The sequence below is a fragment of the Amycolatopsis sp. NPDC114504 genome, assembly GCF_055633595.1.
In genome coordinates this window covers 559,344-575,595 of record NZ_JBVKDU010000003.1, presented here as the reverse complement: position 1 = coordinate 575,595, position 16,252 = coordinate 559,344, and the positions used below count along the sequence as shown (strand labels likewise).

Annotated in this window: 13 protein-coding genes; 12 read left to right on the top strand and 1 reads right to left on the bottom strand. The window is 71.9% G+C overall.

Features of this window, described 5'->3' with window-relative positions; all coding sequences use genetic code 11:
- Positions 1 to 16 precede the first annotated feature (16 nt).
- From ACZ7PG_RS24045 to ACZ7PG_RS23990, 12 genes are all read left to right on the top strand, one after another.
- Positions 17 to 745 (top strand): hypothetical protein, encoded by a 729-nt coding sequence (locus tag ACZ7PG_RS24045; protein ID WP_470241333.1) that lies wholly within the window; start codon positions 17 to 19, stop codon positions 743 to 745.
- Complete coding sequence (locus tag ACZ7PG_RS24040) at positions 742 to 1,527, top strand: MlaE family ABC transporter permease (protein WP_155541429.1); 786 nt, start codon at positions 742 to 744, stop codon at positions 1,525 to 1,527. The genes ACZ7PG_RS24045 and ACZ7PG_RS24040 overlap by 4 nt, the downstream gene beginning before the upstream one ends.
- Entirely contained in the window at positions 1,528 to 2,343 is an 816-nt protein-coding gene (locus tag ACZ7PG_RS24035; protein ID WP_470241332.1) for an MlaE family ABC transporter permease, read from the top strand.
- Positions 2,340 to 3,530, top strand: a complete 1,191-nt coding sequence (locus ACZ7PG_RS24030) for an MCE family protein (protein WP_470241331.1) — start codon at positions 2,340 to 2,342, stop codon at positions 3,528 to 3,530. Before ACZ7PG_RS24035 ends, ACZ7PG_RS24030 begins: the two co-directional genes overlap by 4 nt.
- Positions 3,527 to 4,543 (top strand): MCE family protein, encoded by a 1,017-nt coding sequence (locus ACZ7PG_RS24025; protein ID WP_470241330.1) that lies wholly within the window; start codon positions 3,527 to 3,529, stop codon positions 4,541 to 4,543. Before ACZ7PG_RS24030 ends, ACZ7PG_RS24025 begins: the two co-directional genes overlap by 4 nt.
- Positions 4,540 to 5,550: an MCE family protein gene (locus ACZ7PG_RS24020; protein ID WP_470241329.1), complete on the top strand. Its 1,011-nt coding sequence runs from the start codon at positions 4,540 to 4,542 to the stop codon at positions 5,548 to 5,550. The genes ACZ7PG_RS24025 and ACZ7PG_RS24020 overlap by 4 nt, the downstream gene beginning before the upstream one ends.
- Positions 5,550 to 6,548 (top strand): MCE family protein, encoded by a 999-nt coding sequence (locus ACZ7PG_RS24015; protein WP_470241328.1) that lies wholly within the window; start codon positions 5,550 to 5,552, stop codon positions 6,546 to 6,548. The genes ACZ7PG_RS24020 and ACZ7PG_RS24015 overlap by 1 nt, the downstream gene beginning before the upstream one ends.
- Complete coding sequence (locus ACZ7PG_RS24010; RefSeq protein WP_470241327.1) at positions 6,545 to 7,516, top strand: MCE family protein; 972 nt, start codon at positions 6,545 to 6,547, stop codon at positions 7,514 to 7,516. Before ACZ7PG_RS24015 ends, ACZ7PG_RS24010 begins: the two co-directional genes overlap by 4 nt.
- Complete coding sequence (locus ACZ7PG_RS24005; protein ID WP_470241326.1) at positions 7,516 to 8,622, top strand: MlaD family protein; 1,107 nt, start codon at positions 7,516 to 7,518, stop codon at positions 8,620 to 8,622. The genes ACZ7PG_RS24010 and ACZ7PG_RS24005 overlap by 1 nt, the downstream gene beginning before the upstream one ends.
- The gene (locus tag ACZ7PG_RS24000; RefSeq protein WP_470241325.1) at positions 8,619 to 9,116 is read left to right on the top strand and encodes a hypothetical protein; all 498 of its coding nucleotides are present in this window, start codon (positions 8,619 to 8,621) and stop codon (positions 9,114 to 9,116) included. The genes ACZ7PG_RS24005 and ACZ7PG_RS24000 overlap by 4 nt, the downstream gene beginning before the upstream one ends.
- Entirely contained in the window at positions 9,113 to 9,712 is a 600-nt protein-coding gene (locus tag ACZ7PG_RS23995; protein WP_470241324.1) for a hypothetical protein, read from the top strand. The genes ACZ7PG_RS24000 and ACZ7PG_RS23995 overlap by 4 nt, the downstream gene beginning before the upstream one ends.
- A 191-nt stretch (positions 9,713 to 9,903) precedes the next feature.
- Positions 9,904 to 14,895, top strand: coding sequence for an acyltransferase domain-containing protein (locus ACZ7PG_RS23990; protein ID WP_470241323.1), 4,992 nt, complete (start codon positions 9,904 to 9,906; stop codon positions 14,893 to 14,895).
- A gap of 150 nt (positions 14,896 to 15,045) precedes the next feature.
- Here the strand turns inward: ACZ7PG_RS23990 and ACZ7PG_RS23985 are convergent, their stop codons facing one another.
- Positions 15,046 to 16,239 (bottom strand): PucR family transcriptional regulator, encoded by a 1,194-nt coding sequence (locus ACZ7PG_RS23985; RefSeq protein ID WP_470241322.1) that lies wholly within the window; start codon positions 16,237 to 16,239, stop codon positions 15,046 to 15,048.
- Positions 16,240 to 16,252: the final 13 nt, after the last annotated feature.

Below are 16,252 nucleotides of genomic sequence, written 5' to 3'. Positions count from 1 at the left end.
ACATGAGGAACTACGGATGTCAGTGCTGACACGCGCGGTGCCGCTCCTGCTCGTGCTGGTCCTGACCGCGTTCTCGCTCGGCGCCGCGGAAGCCGCGCCGGGCGAGACCGTGCCTCAAGCGCAAGCGGCCACGGAGATCCCCTTCGGGTTCACCCTCGGGGACGCCCAGCAGCCGACCACGAGCCACGTGGCCAAGCTCGGTTCCGACATCGCTTTCCCGCCGGGCACCTTCGACGGCACACTGGGCGGCCTCACCAACACCGTGCCGATCACCGGAAAGCTGGCCATCCCGCCCACTGACGGGTACTTCGTGGCGTTCCGGTTCATGGCCACCACCGGTCGGGTCGAGATCATCCCGGACGGCGACGCCACCGGAACGGCCACCGTGCACACCGGCAAGGACAAGGACTGCAAGGCCACGCAGACCAACATCTGCGCCGACACGGACGTGACCGCGAAGGTGTTCATCAAGCTCTCGGACGTCGAAGTGGACGGCAAGGCCCTCGCCGTCGGGCCGGACTGCCGGACGGCTCAGCCCGCGGCGGTCACCATCAAGGCGCTGGTGCCGATCTCGCTGCCGGCTCCACCGGTGAAGGTGACGTCCACGTTCACCACGCCGTCGTTCGCCGGCTGCGTCGGGCACGAGGACCTGAGCCGGCTGCTCACCGGCCTGGTTTCGGGGCCGGGCAACACCTTCGTCTCGAACCTCACGTTGCGGTGCTTCAGCGCCGGGTGCAAGGCATGACGATCCAGGTGCAGCAGCGAGCCGCCAACGGCCTGCGCGAGTTCGGCCGCATGTGCGCGATGGGTCTCGACATCATCCTCGCGATGTTCCGGCGGCCGTACCAGGTCCGCGAGTTCGTCCAGCAGTTCTGGTTCATCGCCAGCGTGTCCATCGCGCCGGCGATCCTCGTCTCCATCCCGTTCGGCGCGGTGATCTCGCTGCAGCTCGGCTCGCTGACCAGCCAGATCGGCGCCCAGCAGTTCAACGGCGCGGCGAGCGTCCTGGCGGTCGTGCAGCAGGCGAGCCCGATCGTGACGACGCTGATCATCGCCGGCGCGGGCGGCAGCGCCATCTGTGCCGACCTCGGCGCGCGCAGCATCCGTGAGGAGATCGACGCGATGGAGGTGCTGGGCGTCTCGGCGATCCAGCGCCTGGTCGTGCCGCGCGTGCAGGCCGCCGTCTGCGCGTCCGTGCTGCTCAACGGCCTGGTCAGTGTGGTCGGCGTGCTCGGCGGCTACTTCTTCAACGTGATCATCCAGGGCGGCACGCCCGGCGCGTACCTGGCCAGCTTCAACGCCCTCGCGCAGCTGCCCGACCTCGTCGTCAGCTCGGTGAAGGCGGTGATCTTCGGCTACCTCGCCGGGGTCGTCGCGTCCTACCGCGGTCTCAACCCCAAGGGCGGCCCGAAGGGCGTCGGCGACGTCGTCAACCAGTCCGTCGTCATCACGTTCCTGCTGCTGTTCTTCGTCAACACCGTGCTCACCGCCCTGTACCTGCAACTCGTTCCGGCGAAGGGGACCTGAGTGGCCATCCTCGGCAAACCCGGCGACCGGCTGTTCGACCTCGGCGACCAGCTGCTCTTCTACGTCCGCGCGCTCGCGGCCGTCCCGGTCGCGGTGACGCGCTACTTCCGCGAAGTCGTGCGACTGCTGGCCGAGGTGACGTTCGGCAGCGGCGCGCTCGCGGTGATCGGCGGCACGATCGGCGTGATGGTCGGGCTGTGCGTGTTCACCGGCGTCACCGTGGGGCTGCAGGGCTTCAGCGCGCTCAACCAGATCAACATCTCCGCGATGACCGGCTTCCTGACGGCGTACTTCAACACGCGGGAGATCGCGCCGCTGGTCGCCGGGCTCGCGCTTTCGTCCACTGTGGGCAGTGGGTTCACCGCGCAGCTCGGCGCGATGCGGATCTCCGAGGAGATCGACGCGCTGGAAGTGATGGCCGTGCGGAGCATGCCGTACCTGGTCACGACGCGGATCATCGCCGGGTTCATCGCGATCGTCCCGCTGTACGTCGTCGGGCTGCTGATCTCCTACCTCGGCTCGCGGCTCACCACAGTCGTCTTCTTCGGACAGTCCGGCGGCACCTACGACCACTACTTCACGCTGTTCCTGCCGCCCGGCGACGTCCTGTGGTCGTTCGGCAAGGTGCTCGTCTTCAGCGTCGGCGTGATTCTGACGCACTGTTTCTACGGGTATCGCGCGAGTGGTGGGCCGGCCGGTGTCGGCGTCGCGGTGGGCCGCGCCGTGCGGACGTCGATCGTGCTGATCAGCGTCCTCGACCTCTTCCTGTCCCTGGCCATCTGGGGCGCGACGACCACGGTGAAGGTGTCGGGATGAGCCGGTTCGGCACGCAGCTCGCCGGGGTCGCGTTCCTCGGCGTGCTCGTCCTGCTCGGCTATCTCGCGGTCGCCTTCTACGACAAGGACTTCGACGACTCGGAAGTGGTGACGCTGCGGGCGGACCGGGTCGGCAACCAGCTCGCGCCGACCGCCGAGGTGAAGGTCAAGGGTGTGCCGTTCGGCGAGGTCCGGGCGGTCCGCAGCACACGCACCGGTGCCGAGATCGACCTCGCGCTCGACCCGGCGAAGATCGGGACGCTGCCCGGGAACGTCTCCGCGCGGCTCCTGCCGAAGACAGTGTTCGGCGAGCGGTACGTCAACCTCGTGCTGCCGGACCGTCCACAAGGGAAGCTCGCGGCCGGGGACGTTATCGGGCAGGACCACTCGTCCAGCGCGATCGAGCTGGAACGCGTCCTCGGTGACCTGCTGCCACTGCTGCGCGCGGTCCAGCCGCAGAAGCTGAACAGCTCGCTCGGCGCGATCTCCCAGGCCCTCGACAACCGGGGTCAGCCGATCGGCGACAGCATCGTGAAGCTGCAGGACCTCCTCGCCCAGGTGAACCCGCTGATGCCGCAGTTCAAGGCGGACATCACCGGGCTCGCGAACACGGCCGACGTCTACACGACCGCCGCGCCGGACATCCTGCGGGCGCTCAGCGACCTGTCGACCACGGCCAAGACCATTGTGGACACCCGTGCGGACCTCGACAACCTGTACACCAGCGTCACGAGCGCGACCGGGCACCTGAACGACTTCCTGCGGAAGAACAAGGACAACATCATCGGTGTCTCGACCGAAAGCCGGGCATCGCTGGAGCTGCTGTCGCAGTACTCACCGGAGTTCCCGTGCCTGTTCGACGCGGTCAACCGGCTCAAGCCGCTGATGGAGAAGGCGCTGGGCAAGGGCACGAACGAACCGGGCCTGCACGTGACGCTCACCGTGCAGGACCCGCGCGAAAAGTACGTACCCGGCCGTGACGCCCCGCGGTTCGACGCCACCGGCGGCCCGAAGTGCTACGGCGGCGGCGCGGCGTCCCCAGGAGACGGCGACCTCGGTCCGGCCAACTCGGCGGGTGAGCGGCAGCTCGTCGCCGAGCTGCTGAAGCCGGCGCTGGGTGACGTCCCGGACTGGAGCAGTGTCCTGATCGGACCGGCGCTGCGCGGGACGGAGGTGACCGTCCGATGAGGAGCGTCGCCGGGCCCGCGATCAAGGGCCTGATCTTCTTCTTGGTGACCGTCGTCGCCACCGGGATCCTCGCCATCACGATCGCCAACTCCAGCGTCGGCGCGACCATCGGCTACACGGCCCGGTTCACCGACGCGACGTCGGTCAACCCCGGCGACGAGGTCCGGATGGCCGGCGTCCGGATCGGCCAGGTCGACTCCGTCAAGGTGGTCGAACACCGGCTGGCCGACGTCGCGTTCTCCGTCGACCGGACGCACCGGCTGACGGCGTCGGCCTCGATCACCATCCGCTACCGCAACCTCGTCGGGCAGCGCTACCTCTCGGTCGACCCGGGTGCCACCGACACGTCGCCGACCCTCGGCGAAGACGCGCAGATCCCCCTCGAACGGACCAAGCCCGCGCTCGACCTCACGGCGTTGTTCAACGGCTTCAAGCCGCTCTTCCAGGCCCTGTCACCGAACGACGTCAACCAGCTGTCGTTCGAGATCATCCAGGTCCTGCAGGGCGAGGGCAGCACGATCGAGAGCCTGTTGCGGCACACCGCGTCGCTGACGTCCACTTTGGCCGGCAAGGACGCCGTGATCGGCCAGGTGATCGGCAACCTCAACACCGTGCTCGACACCGTGAACGCCCAGGGCGACCAGTTCGACGCGCTCGTCGACACCACCGCGCAGCTGGTCACCGGCCTGGCCGCGGACGCGAAACCGATCGGGCAGGCGATCGGCGGGCTCGGCGAGCTGACCACCGCCACCGCCGGGCTGCTGGAGCAAGGACGTCAGCCGCTCAAGGGCAGCATCGCCGCGCTCGGCGACCTGTCGAAGAACCTGGCCGACAACACCCCGGTGTTCCAGCAGTTCATCGACAACCTGCCGAAGAAGCTCGACCGCATCGGCACGCTCTTCTCCTACGGCTCGTGGGCGAACTTCTACCTCTGCTCGGTGGAGTCCGACGCCAAACCCGCGCCGGGCGGGCCGCCGCCGGGCATCCCCGTCACGGCCGCGAGGTGCCGATGAAACCGCCCCGGATCAAGCCGTTCCGCAGCCGGAACCCGATCGCCGTCGGCGCGGTGACCGCGCTGGTCATGGCGCTGGCCGGCAGCGCGACGTTCTTCTCCGACGACCTCCCGTTCCTCGGCGGCGGGACGACGTACAAGGCCGAGTTCCACGAGGCAGCCGGGCTGAAGCCGAACGACGAGGTCCGCGTCGCCGGGGTGAAGGTCGGCGAGGTCACCGACGTGCGGCTGGCCGGCGACCACGTCGAGGTGCTGTTCCGGGTCAAGGACACCTGGGTCGGCAACCGGACGACGGCGGCGATCAAGATCAAGACGCTGCTCGGCCAGAAGAACCTCGTGCTCGACCCGGTCGGCAACGCCGAGCTGAACCCGGACCAGCCGATCCCGGCCGAGCGCACCAGCTCGCCCTACGACGTCACCGAGGTGTTCAACGACCTGGCGAGCACGGTCGGGGCGATCGACACCGACCAGCTCGCGCAGGCGTTCCGCGTCCTGTCCGACACGCTCGGCGCGTCGGCACCGCAGGACGTGCGTACCGCGTTCGACGGCATCGCCGCCTTGTCGCAAACGCTTGCGTCCCGTGACGACGAGCTGGTCAAGCTCTTTCAGAACACCAACCAGGTGTCCAAGACGCTCGGCGAGCGCTCTGACCAGATCCAGGCCCTCATCCGCGACGGCAACACCCTGCTCACCGAGCTGAACGCGCGCAAGGACGCGATCGCGTCGCTGTTCAGCGGCATCAAGAACCTCTCGATCCAGCTGCGCGGGCTGGTCGCGGACAACCAGCGGACGCTCGGCCCGGCGCTCGACCAGCTCGACCGCGTCGCCACCGTGCTGCAGCGGAACCAGGGGAAGCTGGAGGACAGCCTGCGCCTGGCCGGGCCGTTCTACCGGCTGCTCGGCAACGCCGTCGGCAACGGCCGGTGGATCGACACCTACATCTGCGGGCTCATCCCCACCGGCACCACGCCGGGCAGCTGCCTGCCGCCGAAGAACGGGGGACGCTGATGGCCCACCAGCTCATCGACCTGGGAAGCCGGGCACGCCGACGGACTCGCCTGCGGGCGCTCACGGTCGGCGTCGTGCTCGCGCTCGTCGTCTCGGCGGTGTGGCCACTCGCGACCGCGCCCGCCGAGCGGACCCTGACCGCGTACTTCGCCGCCGCGGTCGGCGTCTACCCGAACTCCGACGTCCGTGTCCTCGGCGTCGCGATCGGGTCGGTGTCCAAAGTGGAACCGAACGGCACCGACGTCAAGGTGACGATGACGCTGAAGCCGGACGTCCAGCTGCCCGCCAGCGCGGGCGCCGTCGTGATCACGCCGAGCCTGGTCGCCGACCGGTACGTGCAGATCACGCCCGTCTACCAGGGCGGGCCACAGCTGGCCGATGGCGCGTCGATTCCCCGGGAGCGCACCGCGACTCCGGTCGAGGTCGACGACCTGCTGCACAGCCTGAACCAGCTGATGACGGCGCTCGGCCCGCAGGGCGCCAACAAGGACGGCGCGGTCAGCGAGGTGCTGACCAAGTCGGCCGAGTACCTGAACGGCAACGGGCAGACCATCGGCACGGCGATCAAGAACCTCGGCGAGTTCGCCCGCGCCGCGAGCGACTCCAAAGACGACCTGTTCGGGTCCGTCGACAACATCAGCAGGTTCACCGCGATGCTCGCCGCCAACGACGGCCAGGTGAAGCAGGCCATCTCGCAGATCGCGTCGCTCAGCAAGGTCCTCGCCGACCAGCGCGACCAGTTCTCCGGCGCGTTGACCGAACTGACCCAGGCGCTGACCGTCGTGCAGGGGTTCATCAAGGACAACCGCGGCAAGGTGCAGTCCGATGTGGACAAACTGGCCGACGTCACGAAGGTGCTCGTGAACCAGAAGGATTCGCTCTCCGAGGCACTTCAAGCGGCGCCGAACGCCCTGTCGAACCTGCTGGGCGCGTACGACCAGGCGAACGGGACCATCGACGGCCGCGGCAACCTCCTCGAGTTCCCGGAGCCGAAATGAAGTCCCTGGTCAAGCTCGCCGCGGTCGTGACGCTCGCGCTGGTCACCACCGGCTGCGGCCGCGGGGTCAGCGTCTACGACATCCCGCTGCCCGGCGGCGCCGCGCTCGGCGACCACCCGATCCACGTGACCGCGAGCTTCACGAACGTCCTCGACCTGGTGCCGCAGTCCGGTGTCAAGGTCAACGACGTCCCGGTCGGGCAGGTCGTCAAGGTCGAGCTGGCGCCGGACGGGCACAGCGCGATCGTCGACCTGCTGCTCAACGGCGACGTCGACCTGCCGGGCAACGCCGTCGCCCGGCTGCGGCAGGCCAGCATCCTCGGCGAGAAGTTCGTCGAGCTGGCCGCACCGGGCGACGCGACGCCGTCGGGCCGGCTCCTCGACGGCGCGACCATCCCGCTGGACCAGTCCACGTTGACCCCGGAGATCGAGGAGGTCTTCGGCGCGTTGTCGTTGCTGCTCAACGGCGGCGGTGTCGCTCAGGTCCAGAACATCAGCCACCAGCTCAACGAAGCACTGGGCGGGCGCGAAACCGCGGCGCGCAGCCTGCTGTCCAGTTTGGACGCTTTCGTCAAGGGCCTCGACGAGCACCGGACCGAGATCACGCGGGCCATCGAGAGCGTGAACAAGCTCGCGCAGACGCTCAACGCGCACACCGACCAGATCACCACGACGCTCAACGGCCTGACCCCCGGCATCGGCGTCCTCAACCAGCAGCGGGAGGCGCTGGTCGGGATGCTCAAGTCCCTGGACGGGCTGACCTCGGTCGCCGTCGACACGGTGAACAAGAGCAAGGACGACCTCGTCGCGGACCTCAAGGCCCTCGAACCGCTGCTGCGGCGGCTCGCCGACTCCGGGGACAAGCTGCCCAAGGCGATGGAGATGATCTTCACCTTCCCGTTCCCGGACGCCGCGCTCGACACCATCCGCGGCGACTACCTCAACGGGTTCCTCAAGGTGGGCCACTGATGCTGACCCGGTTCGTACGCGTTCAGGTGACCCTCTTCGCCGTCATCGCGGTGCTCGGCGTCGCCTACGTCGGGGCCACCTACGCCGGCCTCGACAAGGTGTTCTTCGACCGCGGCTACACCGTGAAGGCGCAGTTCCCGACCGGCGGCGGCATCTTCACGAACGCCGAGGTCACCTACCGCGGCGTGCCGATCGGCCGCGTCGGCGAGCTGCGGCTGACCCCGGCCGGAATGGAGGCCGACCTCGAGATCGACTCCGGCACCGCGCCGGTCCCGGCCGACACCGAGGCCGTCGTCGCCGACCGGTCGGCCATCGGCGAGCAGTACGTCGACCTGCGGCCGCGCAGCGACGGCGGGCCGAAGCTGGGGGACGGCTCGGTGATCACCCAGGCGGACACGAAGATCCCGCTGCCGGTGGACGTCGTCTTGTCGACAGTGGACTCGTTCGCCAACTCGGTGCCGAAGCCGGCGCTGCGCACGGTCGTCGACGAGCTGTACAACGCGACGTCCGACGCCGGCCCGGCGCTCGACCAGCTCGTCGGGCGCGGCATCGAGTTCGTGCAGGCGGCGAGTGCGCACGTCGCGCCGTTGACCCGGTTCGTCACCGACGCGCACGTCGTGCTCGACACCCAGGTGCAGCAGGCCGGCGCGATCCGCGAGTTCGGCGCCAACGCGAAACTCCTGGCCTCGACGTTGAAGCAGTCCGACGGCGACCTGCGCACGCTCATCCCGGCGGTGCCCGCCGCCGCGAACGAGGTCGGCGCGCTGATCCGCGACTCCGGGCCGCAGCTGGGCGTCCTGCTGGCCAACCTGCTGACCACCGCGGACGTCCTCGAAACGCGCCGAAGCGGGGTGCGGCAGCTGCTGATCACCGCGCCGCAGGCGGTCGCCGCGGGCACGGCGGTGATCCGGCCGGACGGCGCGCACTTCGGGCTGTCGCTCACCTTCTTCGACCCACCGCCGTGCACCACCGGGTACACGACGCCCTACCGCGACGGCCTCGACACGTCGGCCCGGCCGCTGAACACGGCCGCGCGCTGCGCGTTGCCGAAGGGCGACCCGACGAACGTGCGGGGTTCGCAGAACGCACCGGGAGGACGGCCGTGAGGATCTTCGTGTGGCTGGCCGCGGTCGTGGCGACCGCCGCGGCCGGGTGGTCGGGGTTCACCTGGTGGCAGGCGGCGCACGACGACGGCGTCGCGCGGGCGGTCGTCCGGGAGGACGCACTGGCGGCGGGCCGGACCGCCGTCGCCGGACTGACCACTTTGGACTACCGGCAGGCGGCACCGGGGTACCAGCACTGGCTCGACCTGTCGGGTGGCGCGCTGCACGACGAGCTGGCGGCCGATCGCCAAGGCAGTCTCGACCGGATCTCGCAGGCGAAGACCGTCACCACCGGCAAGGTGACCGACGCCGCGGTGACCGAAGTGGACACCGGCGCGGGCACGGCGAAGCTGATCGCGTCGGTCGAGCTGGTGGTGGCGCCCGAAGGCGGCGACGCCGTGACCAAACGCAACCGGTTCCAGGCCGACCTGACCCGCGGCCCGGACGGCTGGCGCGTCACCGGGCTGGGCCAGGTCCCGACGGGGGAGGCGCCATGACCGTGCCCACGAAGAAGCGTTCGGTGAAGGTCGCCGGCCGCCACCACGACCCGGCCCCGGCTTCGGCGTCGGCGTCGGTCGAGGCGCCGGTTGTGCGACCGCGTCGCCGGGGGCGGCTGGTGCTCGCGGTGGTCGCGGTCGTGATGGCCGGGCTCGCCGGGTGGTTCACGCTCGAAACGCGGAGCACGAACGCCGTCGTCGCGCACAACACCGCGCTCTCCGATGTCGCGGGCACCGCGGACGCCGGGAAACAGATCGGTGCCGCGCTCGGCACGCTGTTCTCCTACCGCTACGACGAGCCGGCCAAGAACGAGCAGGCGGCGAAAGAACTTCTCGCCGGCCCGGCCCTCGCGCAGTACGACCAGCTCTTCGGCCAGGTCCGCAAGCTCGCCGCGGACCAGCAGCTCGTGGTCACCTCGACCGCCGTCGCGTCCGGGGTGAAACTGCTCGACGGCGACCGCGCGGCCCTGCTGGTGTTCCTCGACCAGACCGGCACTCGTGGCGACGGGCAGCACAGCACCGGCGCGGCCCAGCTGAGCGTCACGGCAGAACGCGTGGCCGGGAAGTGGCGGGTCACCGGCATGTCCGCCGCGTGACTATCACTCTGACAACAGGCGTTGCCCGTGCCGCAGTGAGCGAAATGACAAAGTATTTCCGCGCATTCCCGATTCGTTGACAGGGATTCAACGGGGGAAATACGGTGAATCAACGATCCACCGCGAGAAATGCGCGAGGAATTCATGCTCACGACCGCAGTCGATATCGTCGAAGACGTGGACGGCCCGCGATGACCGACCCCGGCGAGCTGCGCCGGTGGCTCGCCGAGCGGGTCGCCGCGCTCGCCGGTCTCGCGCCGGAGTCGGTCGACGCCTGCGTTCCGCTGGTCGAGCTGGGCCTGTCGTCGCGGGACGCGGTGACCGTCGCGGCCGAGCTCAGGGAGCTGCTCGGCCGCGACCCCGACCCCGGCCTGCTCGGGCGGTACCCGTCGATCGCCGCGCTGGCCGCGGCTCTGGCCGGATCGGACCCCCGCCCCCGGGCCGGTGAGCCCGTCGCCGTGCTCGGCGTCGGGTGCCGGCTGCCTGGCGGCGTCGAGTCGCCGGACCGGCTGTGGCGCGCGCTGCTGACCGGGCGCCATCCGTGGCCGGACGCGCTTCTCGCCGACGTCGACGGGTTCGACGCCGCGTTCTTCGGGATCGACGCGGCCGAGGCGAGGGCGATGGACCCGCGTCAGCGCATCCTCCTGGAGACGACGTGGGCCGCGCTCGAACACGCCGGCATCGCGCCGGGCACCCTGCGCGGCACCCGGACCGGCGTGTTCGCCGGGGCTTCGGCGGCGGACTTCGCGCTGTTCACCGACGCCGGACGCCACGAAGGCGCGTCGATGATCGCGAACCGCGTGTCGGACCGGTTCGACCTGCGCGGGCCCAGCCTGGTGGTGGACACGGCGGGCTCGGCGGCACTGGTCGCCGTCCACCACGCGGTGCGCGCGCTGGCCGCGGGGGAGGCGGACCTGGCGCTGGCCGCCGGGGTGCACGTGCTGTTCGCGCGGCCGGACACCGTCGGCGGCGAGGGCTGCGGGGTGGTGGTGCTGAAGCGGCTCGCGGACGCCCGCCGCGACGGCGACCGCGTGCTGGCGGTGATCCGCGGCAGCGCGACCGGCTGGTCCGCCGGCCCGGCCGCGCAGGAGCGGATACTGGCCGACGCGCACGCCGTCGCCGGATCCGATCCGTCCACTGTGGACTACGTCGAGACGCGGGGCGACCCGGGTGAGGCGCAGGCCCTCGACGTCGTGCTCGGCCGGAACCGCGACCCGCGGCAGCCACTGCGGGCCGGCGCGGCGGACTTCGGCGACTTCGATGCGGCGTCCGGGATTCTCGGGCTGATCAAGGTGGTGCTGGCGCTCTGGCACGACCGGCTCCCGCTGGTGGACAAGGCCGCCGGCTGGCCGCGGTACGCCGGCACGGCCCGCGCCGGCGTCTCGGCGTTCGGTGCCGGAGGCACGGGCGCGCACGTCGTGCTCGAGGAATGGCCGAAGCCCCTGGAGCCCGCCGCGCCGGGTTCGCGGTGGAACGGCCGGCCGCAGGTGTTCACGGTGTCGGCGCGGTCCGAGCCGGCCCTGCGCCGCCGGGCCGGCGAACTGGCCGAGTGGCTCGCCGGGCCTGGCCGGGGGACCGCGCCTGGGGACCTGGCCGCGACGCTTGCCCGGCGCCGGGAGCAGCTGCCGCTGCGGGCCGCCGTCGTCACGTCGTCCCGTGCTGCGCTGGCCGCGGGGCTGCGGGCGGTCGCCGCCGGTGGGAGCACGATGGACGTCGTGCGGGGTGGCGCTGTCACGTCGTCGGGTGCCGGGCTGGCTGGCGACGGGACCACCGCGGACCTCGTGCGGGGTGCCGTCGTCACGTCGTCGGGTGCCGGGCTGGTCGGCGGCGGGACCACCGCGGACGCCGGCGGCGGGAGCACGGCGGATGTCGTGCGGGGTGCTGCTGTCACGTCGTCGGGTGCCGGGCTGGCTGGCGGCGGGACGACGGCGGATGTCGTGCGGGCTGCCGCTGTCACGTCGGGTGCCGGGCTGGTCGGCGGCGGGGCCACCGCGGACCTCGTGCGGGACCCGGCCGGGCGTGAGTGGCCGCGCCCGGTCTTCGTGTTCTCCGGGGCCGGCTCGCAGTGGCCGGCGATGGGACGGCGGATGCTGGGCGCCGAGCCGGAGTTCCGGGCCGCGGTGGCCGCGCTCGAGCCGTTGTTCCTGGCCAAGGCGGGGTTCTCGCTGCGGGGTGCGCTGCGCCGGCCGCTCGGCGACCCCGCCGTGGTGCCGCCGCTGGTGTACGGCCTGCAGGTCGCCCTGGCGGAGTGGTGGCGGGCGCACGGCGTCGAGCCCGCCGCCGTGGTCGGGCACGCGGCGGGCGAGATCGCGGCGGCCGTCGTCGCGGGTGCGCTCGACCCCGGCGCCGGGCTTGACATCGTCGTCAGCCGGGCGAACCTCCTCGCGGAACTGCCGGCCGGCGCGATGGCCGTCGTCGAGCTGTCCGCCGACGAGGTGCTCGCACTGGGGTTCCCGGGCGTCACGGTCGTCGACCACGCGTCGCCGGCGCAGTGCACGGTCACCGGCGGCGATGACGACATCGCCGCACTGGTGTCCCATGTGGACGGACTCGGCCTGCTGGCGCGCCGGCTGGCGGGAACCGCGAACTCGGCCGCCGCTGACCCGATCCTGGACCGGTTCCGCGCCGGGCTCGGGGACCTGCGGCCGCGGCCGCCGATGACGGCGTACTACTCGAGCGTGCTCGACGATCCGCGCGCGGTGCCGGCCTTCGACGCGGACTACTGGACGGCGAACCTGCGGCGTCCGGTCCGGTTCACCCAGGCGGTCGCCGCCGCGGCGGGCGACGGGCACCGGTGGTTCGTCGAGATCTCGCCGCACCCGATCGCCCTGCCCGCGGTCGAACAGACGGCGCCCGGCGTCCGGACGCTGCCCACCCTCAGCCGGCGCGACAGCGAAGAAAACGCTTTCGCGCGCTCGCTGGCCGAGCTCCACGTCGCCGGGCACTCGGCGGTGCTCGACCGGCGCTACCCGGAGGCGCCCGTGCTCGACCTGCCCCCGCCCCCGTGGGAACACCGGACGTTCCGGCCGCCGCGGCGGCCGTCCGGCCATCCGCTGCTCGGCGTCCGCGTCGAGGTGCCGGACGAGGGCCGGCACCTGTGGCAGGCGACGATCGGGCCGGAGGAGCCCGCGTGGCTGAACGAGCACCGCGTGCACGACGTCGCGGTGTTCCCGGCGACCGGGTTCCTGGAGCTGTTCCTGGCCGGCGCCCGCGAGCTGTTCGGCACCGGACGTGTCCGGGTCGACGGTCTGGAGGTGCACCGGACGCTCGCGGTGACCGGGGAAACGGTGCTCAGCACGGAGATCCGGGCCGACGGCACCGCCGTGGTGCGGGCGAAGGCCGGTGCGTCCTGGGTGCGGTACGCGACGGCGTGGGTCTCGGCCGACACCGAACCCGCCCCGCCGCCCATGTCCGATGTGGACGAACGGGCTTGCCTGCCAAGGCAACCGCTTCTGGCCGGTGTCCTCGCCGTGGCATTGCCCGAAGGTGCCGTGGCGAGCGGGTTCGGCCGAGTCCGGCTGCTCGGCGACGCGGACCTGGGCGTGCGGTGCCTGACCGACGGCGCCGGCGCGGTGCAGCTCGTCACCGCGGACGGCGAGGTCGTCGCCGACTTCGGCGACGTCCGCGTCCAGGCCTCCGGCGGTGTCCCGCTCGCCGCCCGCGCGTTCGGGATCACCTGGCCGCGGACGCCGTTGCCGCCGGTCCCACCGTCGGGACCGGGTTCGTGGCTGCTGCTCACCGACGAGCACCCGGCCGCGCTCGGCCGGGCCGTCACGCTCGCCCTGGCGCTGGCCGCGGCCGGGGACGAAGCGCTTTCCCTGCCGCAGGACGACCTCGACGAGCTGCCTGCCTTCCTGGCCGAACGGCCGGTGCGCGGCGTCGTCTTCCTCACCGGGACGCCGCACGCCTACCGCGACCCCGACGACTCCCAGTACCTGCTGCGTACCGTGCGCTCGGTGCTCACCCGCGTCGGTCCCGGCGTCCGGTTCCACCTGGTCACGCAGTCGAGGGGCGAGCCGGGGGTGGAGTTCCTGCGCGGGTTGGTGCGGGTGCTCGCGTTCGAGCGGCCGGAATTGCGAGCGACCATTGTGGACTGCGACACGCGGTCCGATGTGGACGTTCTCGCGCGTGAGCTGCGCTCGGACGCGCCTGATGACGAGGTGTGCTGGCGCCACGACGTCCGGTACGCGGCGCGGCTGACCCGCGTGCCGCTCGTCGACGGCGTCTCGACCGGGCCCGGCGCGTACGTGGTCACCGGTGGCTTCGGCACGTTGGGGCCGGCCACCGCGCGCTGGCTGGCCGAAAACGGCGCGACGCGGATCGTCCTTTGTGGATCTTCAGGTTACGGCATCGGACTGTCCGGAGTGGACGTCGTGTCCGTCGCCGGGGACATCGCGGCGCCCGGCGTCGCGGAACGGCTCGTCGCCGCGGCCACCGCGGGCGGGCTGCCGTTGCGGGGAATCGTGCACGCGGCGGGCGTTCCCGGCGACGACGTCCCGGCCGTGTGGCGGCCCAAGGTGCTCGGCGCGCGACGGCTGCACGAAGCGACCGCGGACACTCCGCCGGAGTGGTGGCTGACGTACTCGTCGTCGGCGGCGTTGTCCGGCGCGCCTGATCGGACGGCCGTCGCGACCGCGGACGCGTGGCTGGACGCGTTCGCCGCCTGGCGCCGGTCGCGGGGACTGCCCGCGATGACGGTGAACTGGGGCGCGGACCCCGTGCTGGACCCGCTGCCGGTGGCCGAGTGCCTCGACGCCCTGCCCGCGGTGCTCGCGTCGGACCGGCCGTCGGTCGGGATCGCCCGGCTCGACGCGGATCGCGTCGCCGGACGGTTCCCCGATCTCGTCCGGCGGCCGTTCTTCTCGACGGTGCTGGCCGCCGTTCCCGTGCCGCCGACCGCGTCCGAGCGGCTCGCGGCGATCGTCGCCGGACTGCTCGGCGGCGCGGTGCCTCCGGACGTGCCGCTGGTCGAGCTGGGCCTGGACTCCCTGACGGCGATGCGGACACGGACGGCGGCCGAGAGCGAGTTCGGCGTGACCCTCCCGGTCCCGCTCCTGCTGCGAGGCGCGAGCCTGGACGACCTCACCGAGTACGTGACCCGACCCCCGACCCGCTCCGGCCCAGGTCGCCCGGAACCCAAGATCCCGTCCCCCGACCCGTGTCGACCCTCCAATCACGAGTGATGCCCTCCCAGTCACACGTGATGCCCCTCTGATCACACGAGAGTCCCGTTTCCGCACAGGACGGCCGGGCGGCAAGAGGCATCGGACGTGATTGGGGAGGCATCACGCGTGATTGGAGGGGCATCACTCGTGATTGGCGGGTCGACACGGTCAGGTCAGGGTGGCGCGGAGGGCGAGGATCATCTCGAAACGGTCGTCCGGGTCTCGCAGGTGGTCCGCGAACAACGTCTCCAGCTCCTGGGCGCGGGCGCGGACCGTCTGGGGGTGGATCGCGAGGCGGTCGGCCACCTCGCGGACGTTGCCGCACGTCTCCAGCCACGCCAGCAGCGTCCCCGCCAGGCGGCTGTACTGCTTCGGGGTCAACGCCGTCAGCGGCGCCAGCCGGCGGCGGGACACCTCCGTCGCGAGGAACGGCTCCTTGCGCAACCACAGCGTCGCCAGGTGGTCCTCGCACCAGGTCAGCGGCTCGTCCGGCAGGACCGCGGGGACCAGCCGCAGTGCCTCCTGCGCCGTCGCCAGCGAACGTCCCGCCTGACGCGGGGGTACCGGCGGGCCGACCGCGGCCCGGTGCCCCGCCAGCGCCGTGACCAGCGAAGAACGGTCCGCGGGCGCCGGGAGCAGCAGCCGCGGCGTCCCGTCCTCGAAGTCCTCCAGCGCGTCCAGGCCGGTGATGTCCACCGGCCCGTCCAGCGCGACCGCGACCAGCCGGTGCGGCAACGGCCAGTCCGCCGCCGTCGCCGCTTCCTGGACCGTCCGCGACGGCGCCGGCAGGTCCGCCAGCAGCAGGTCCAGCAGCCGGCGGCGACGGCGTTCGAGCGCGCCCGCCGCCCGGGCCTGCGCCGCCGCGTGCCCTTCGATCGACAACGCCGACAGCTCGTCGATGTAGGCGAAGATCGCCTCGGCCAGCACGCACAGCGTCGCCGACGGCACGCCCGCGCGCGTCCCCACTTCGGCCATCCGCCGCCAGGTGACGCGCGCGCCGACGCGGTAGGCCGCCTGCAGGACGTCGAGGTTGCGGCCCTGCGCGAGCTCGTGCACCCCGAGCCCGACGAACACCTTCCGGCGCGAGTCCGGAACCGGTCCGGACGTGGCGATCCGGTCGATGAACTGCAGGATCGCCGCCTGCACGCCCGCCCGCAGCGCCTTGCCGAAGGCGCCGTCGAGCGGCCGCGCGTAGTCCGGGATGGTCCGCTGGATCTCGCGCAGCACCTCGTCGGCGACGTCGAGCATCCGCGGCCGGAACACCCCGGCCAGCTCCCGCGGGAGCATGGCCCACAGCTGTCCCGGCCGCCCGTCGCCGCTCAGCATCGGCCCGAACGTCGTTTCGCCCGACGGTCCCGTCACGGAAAACCCACCT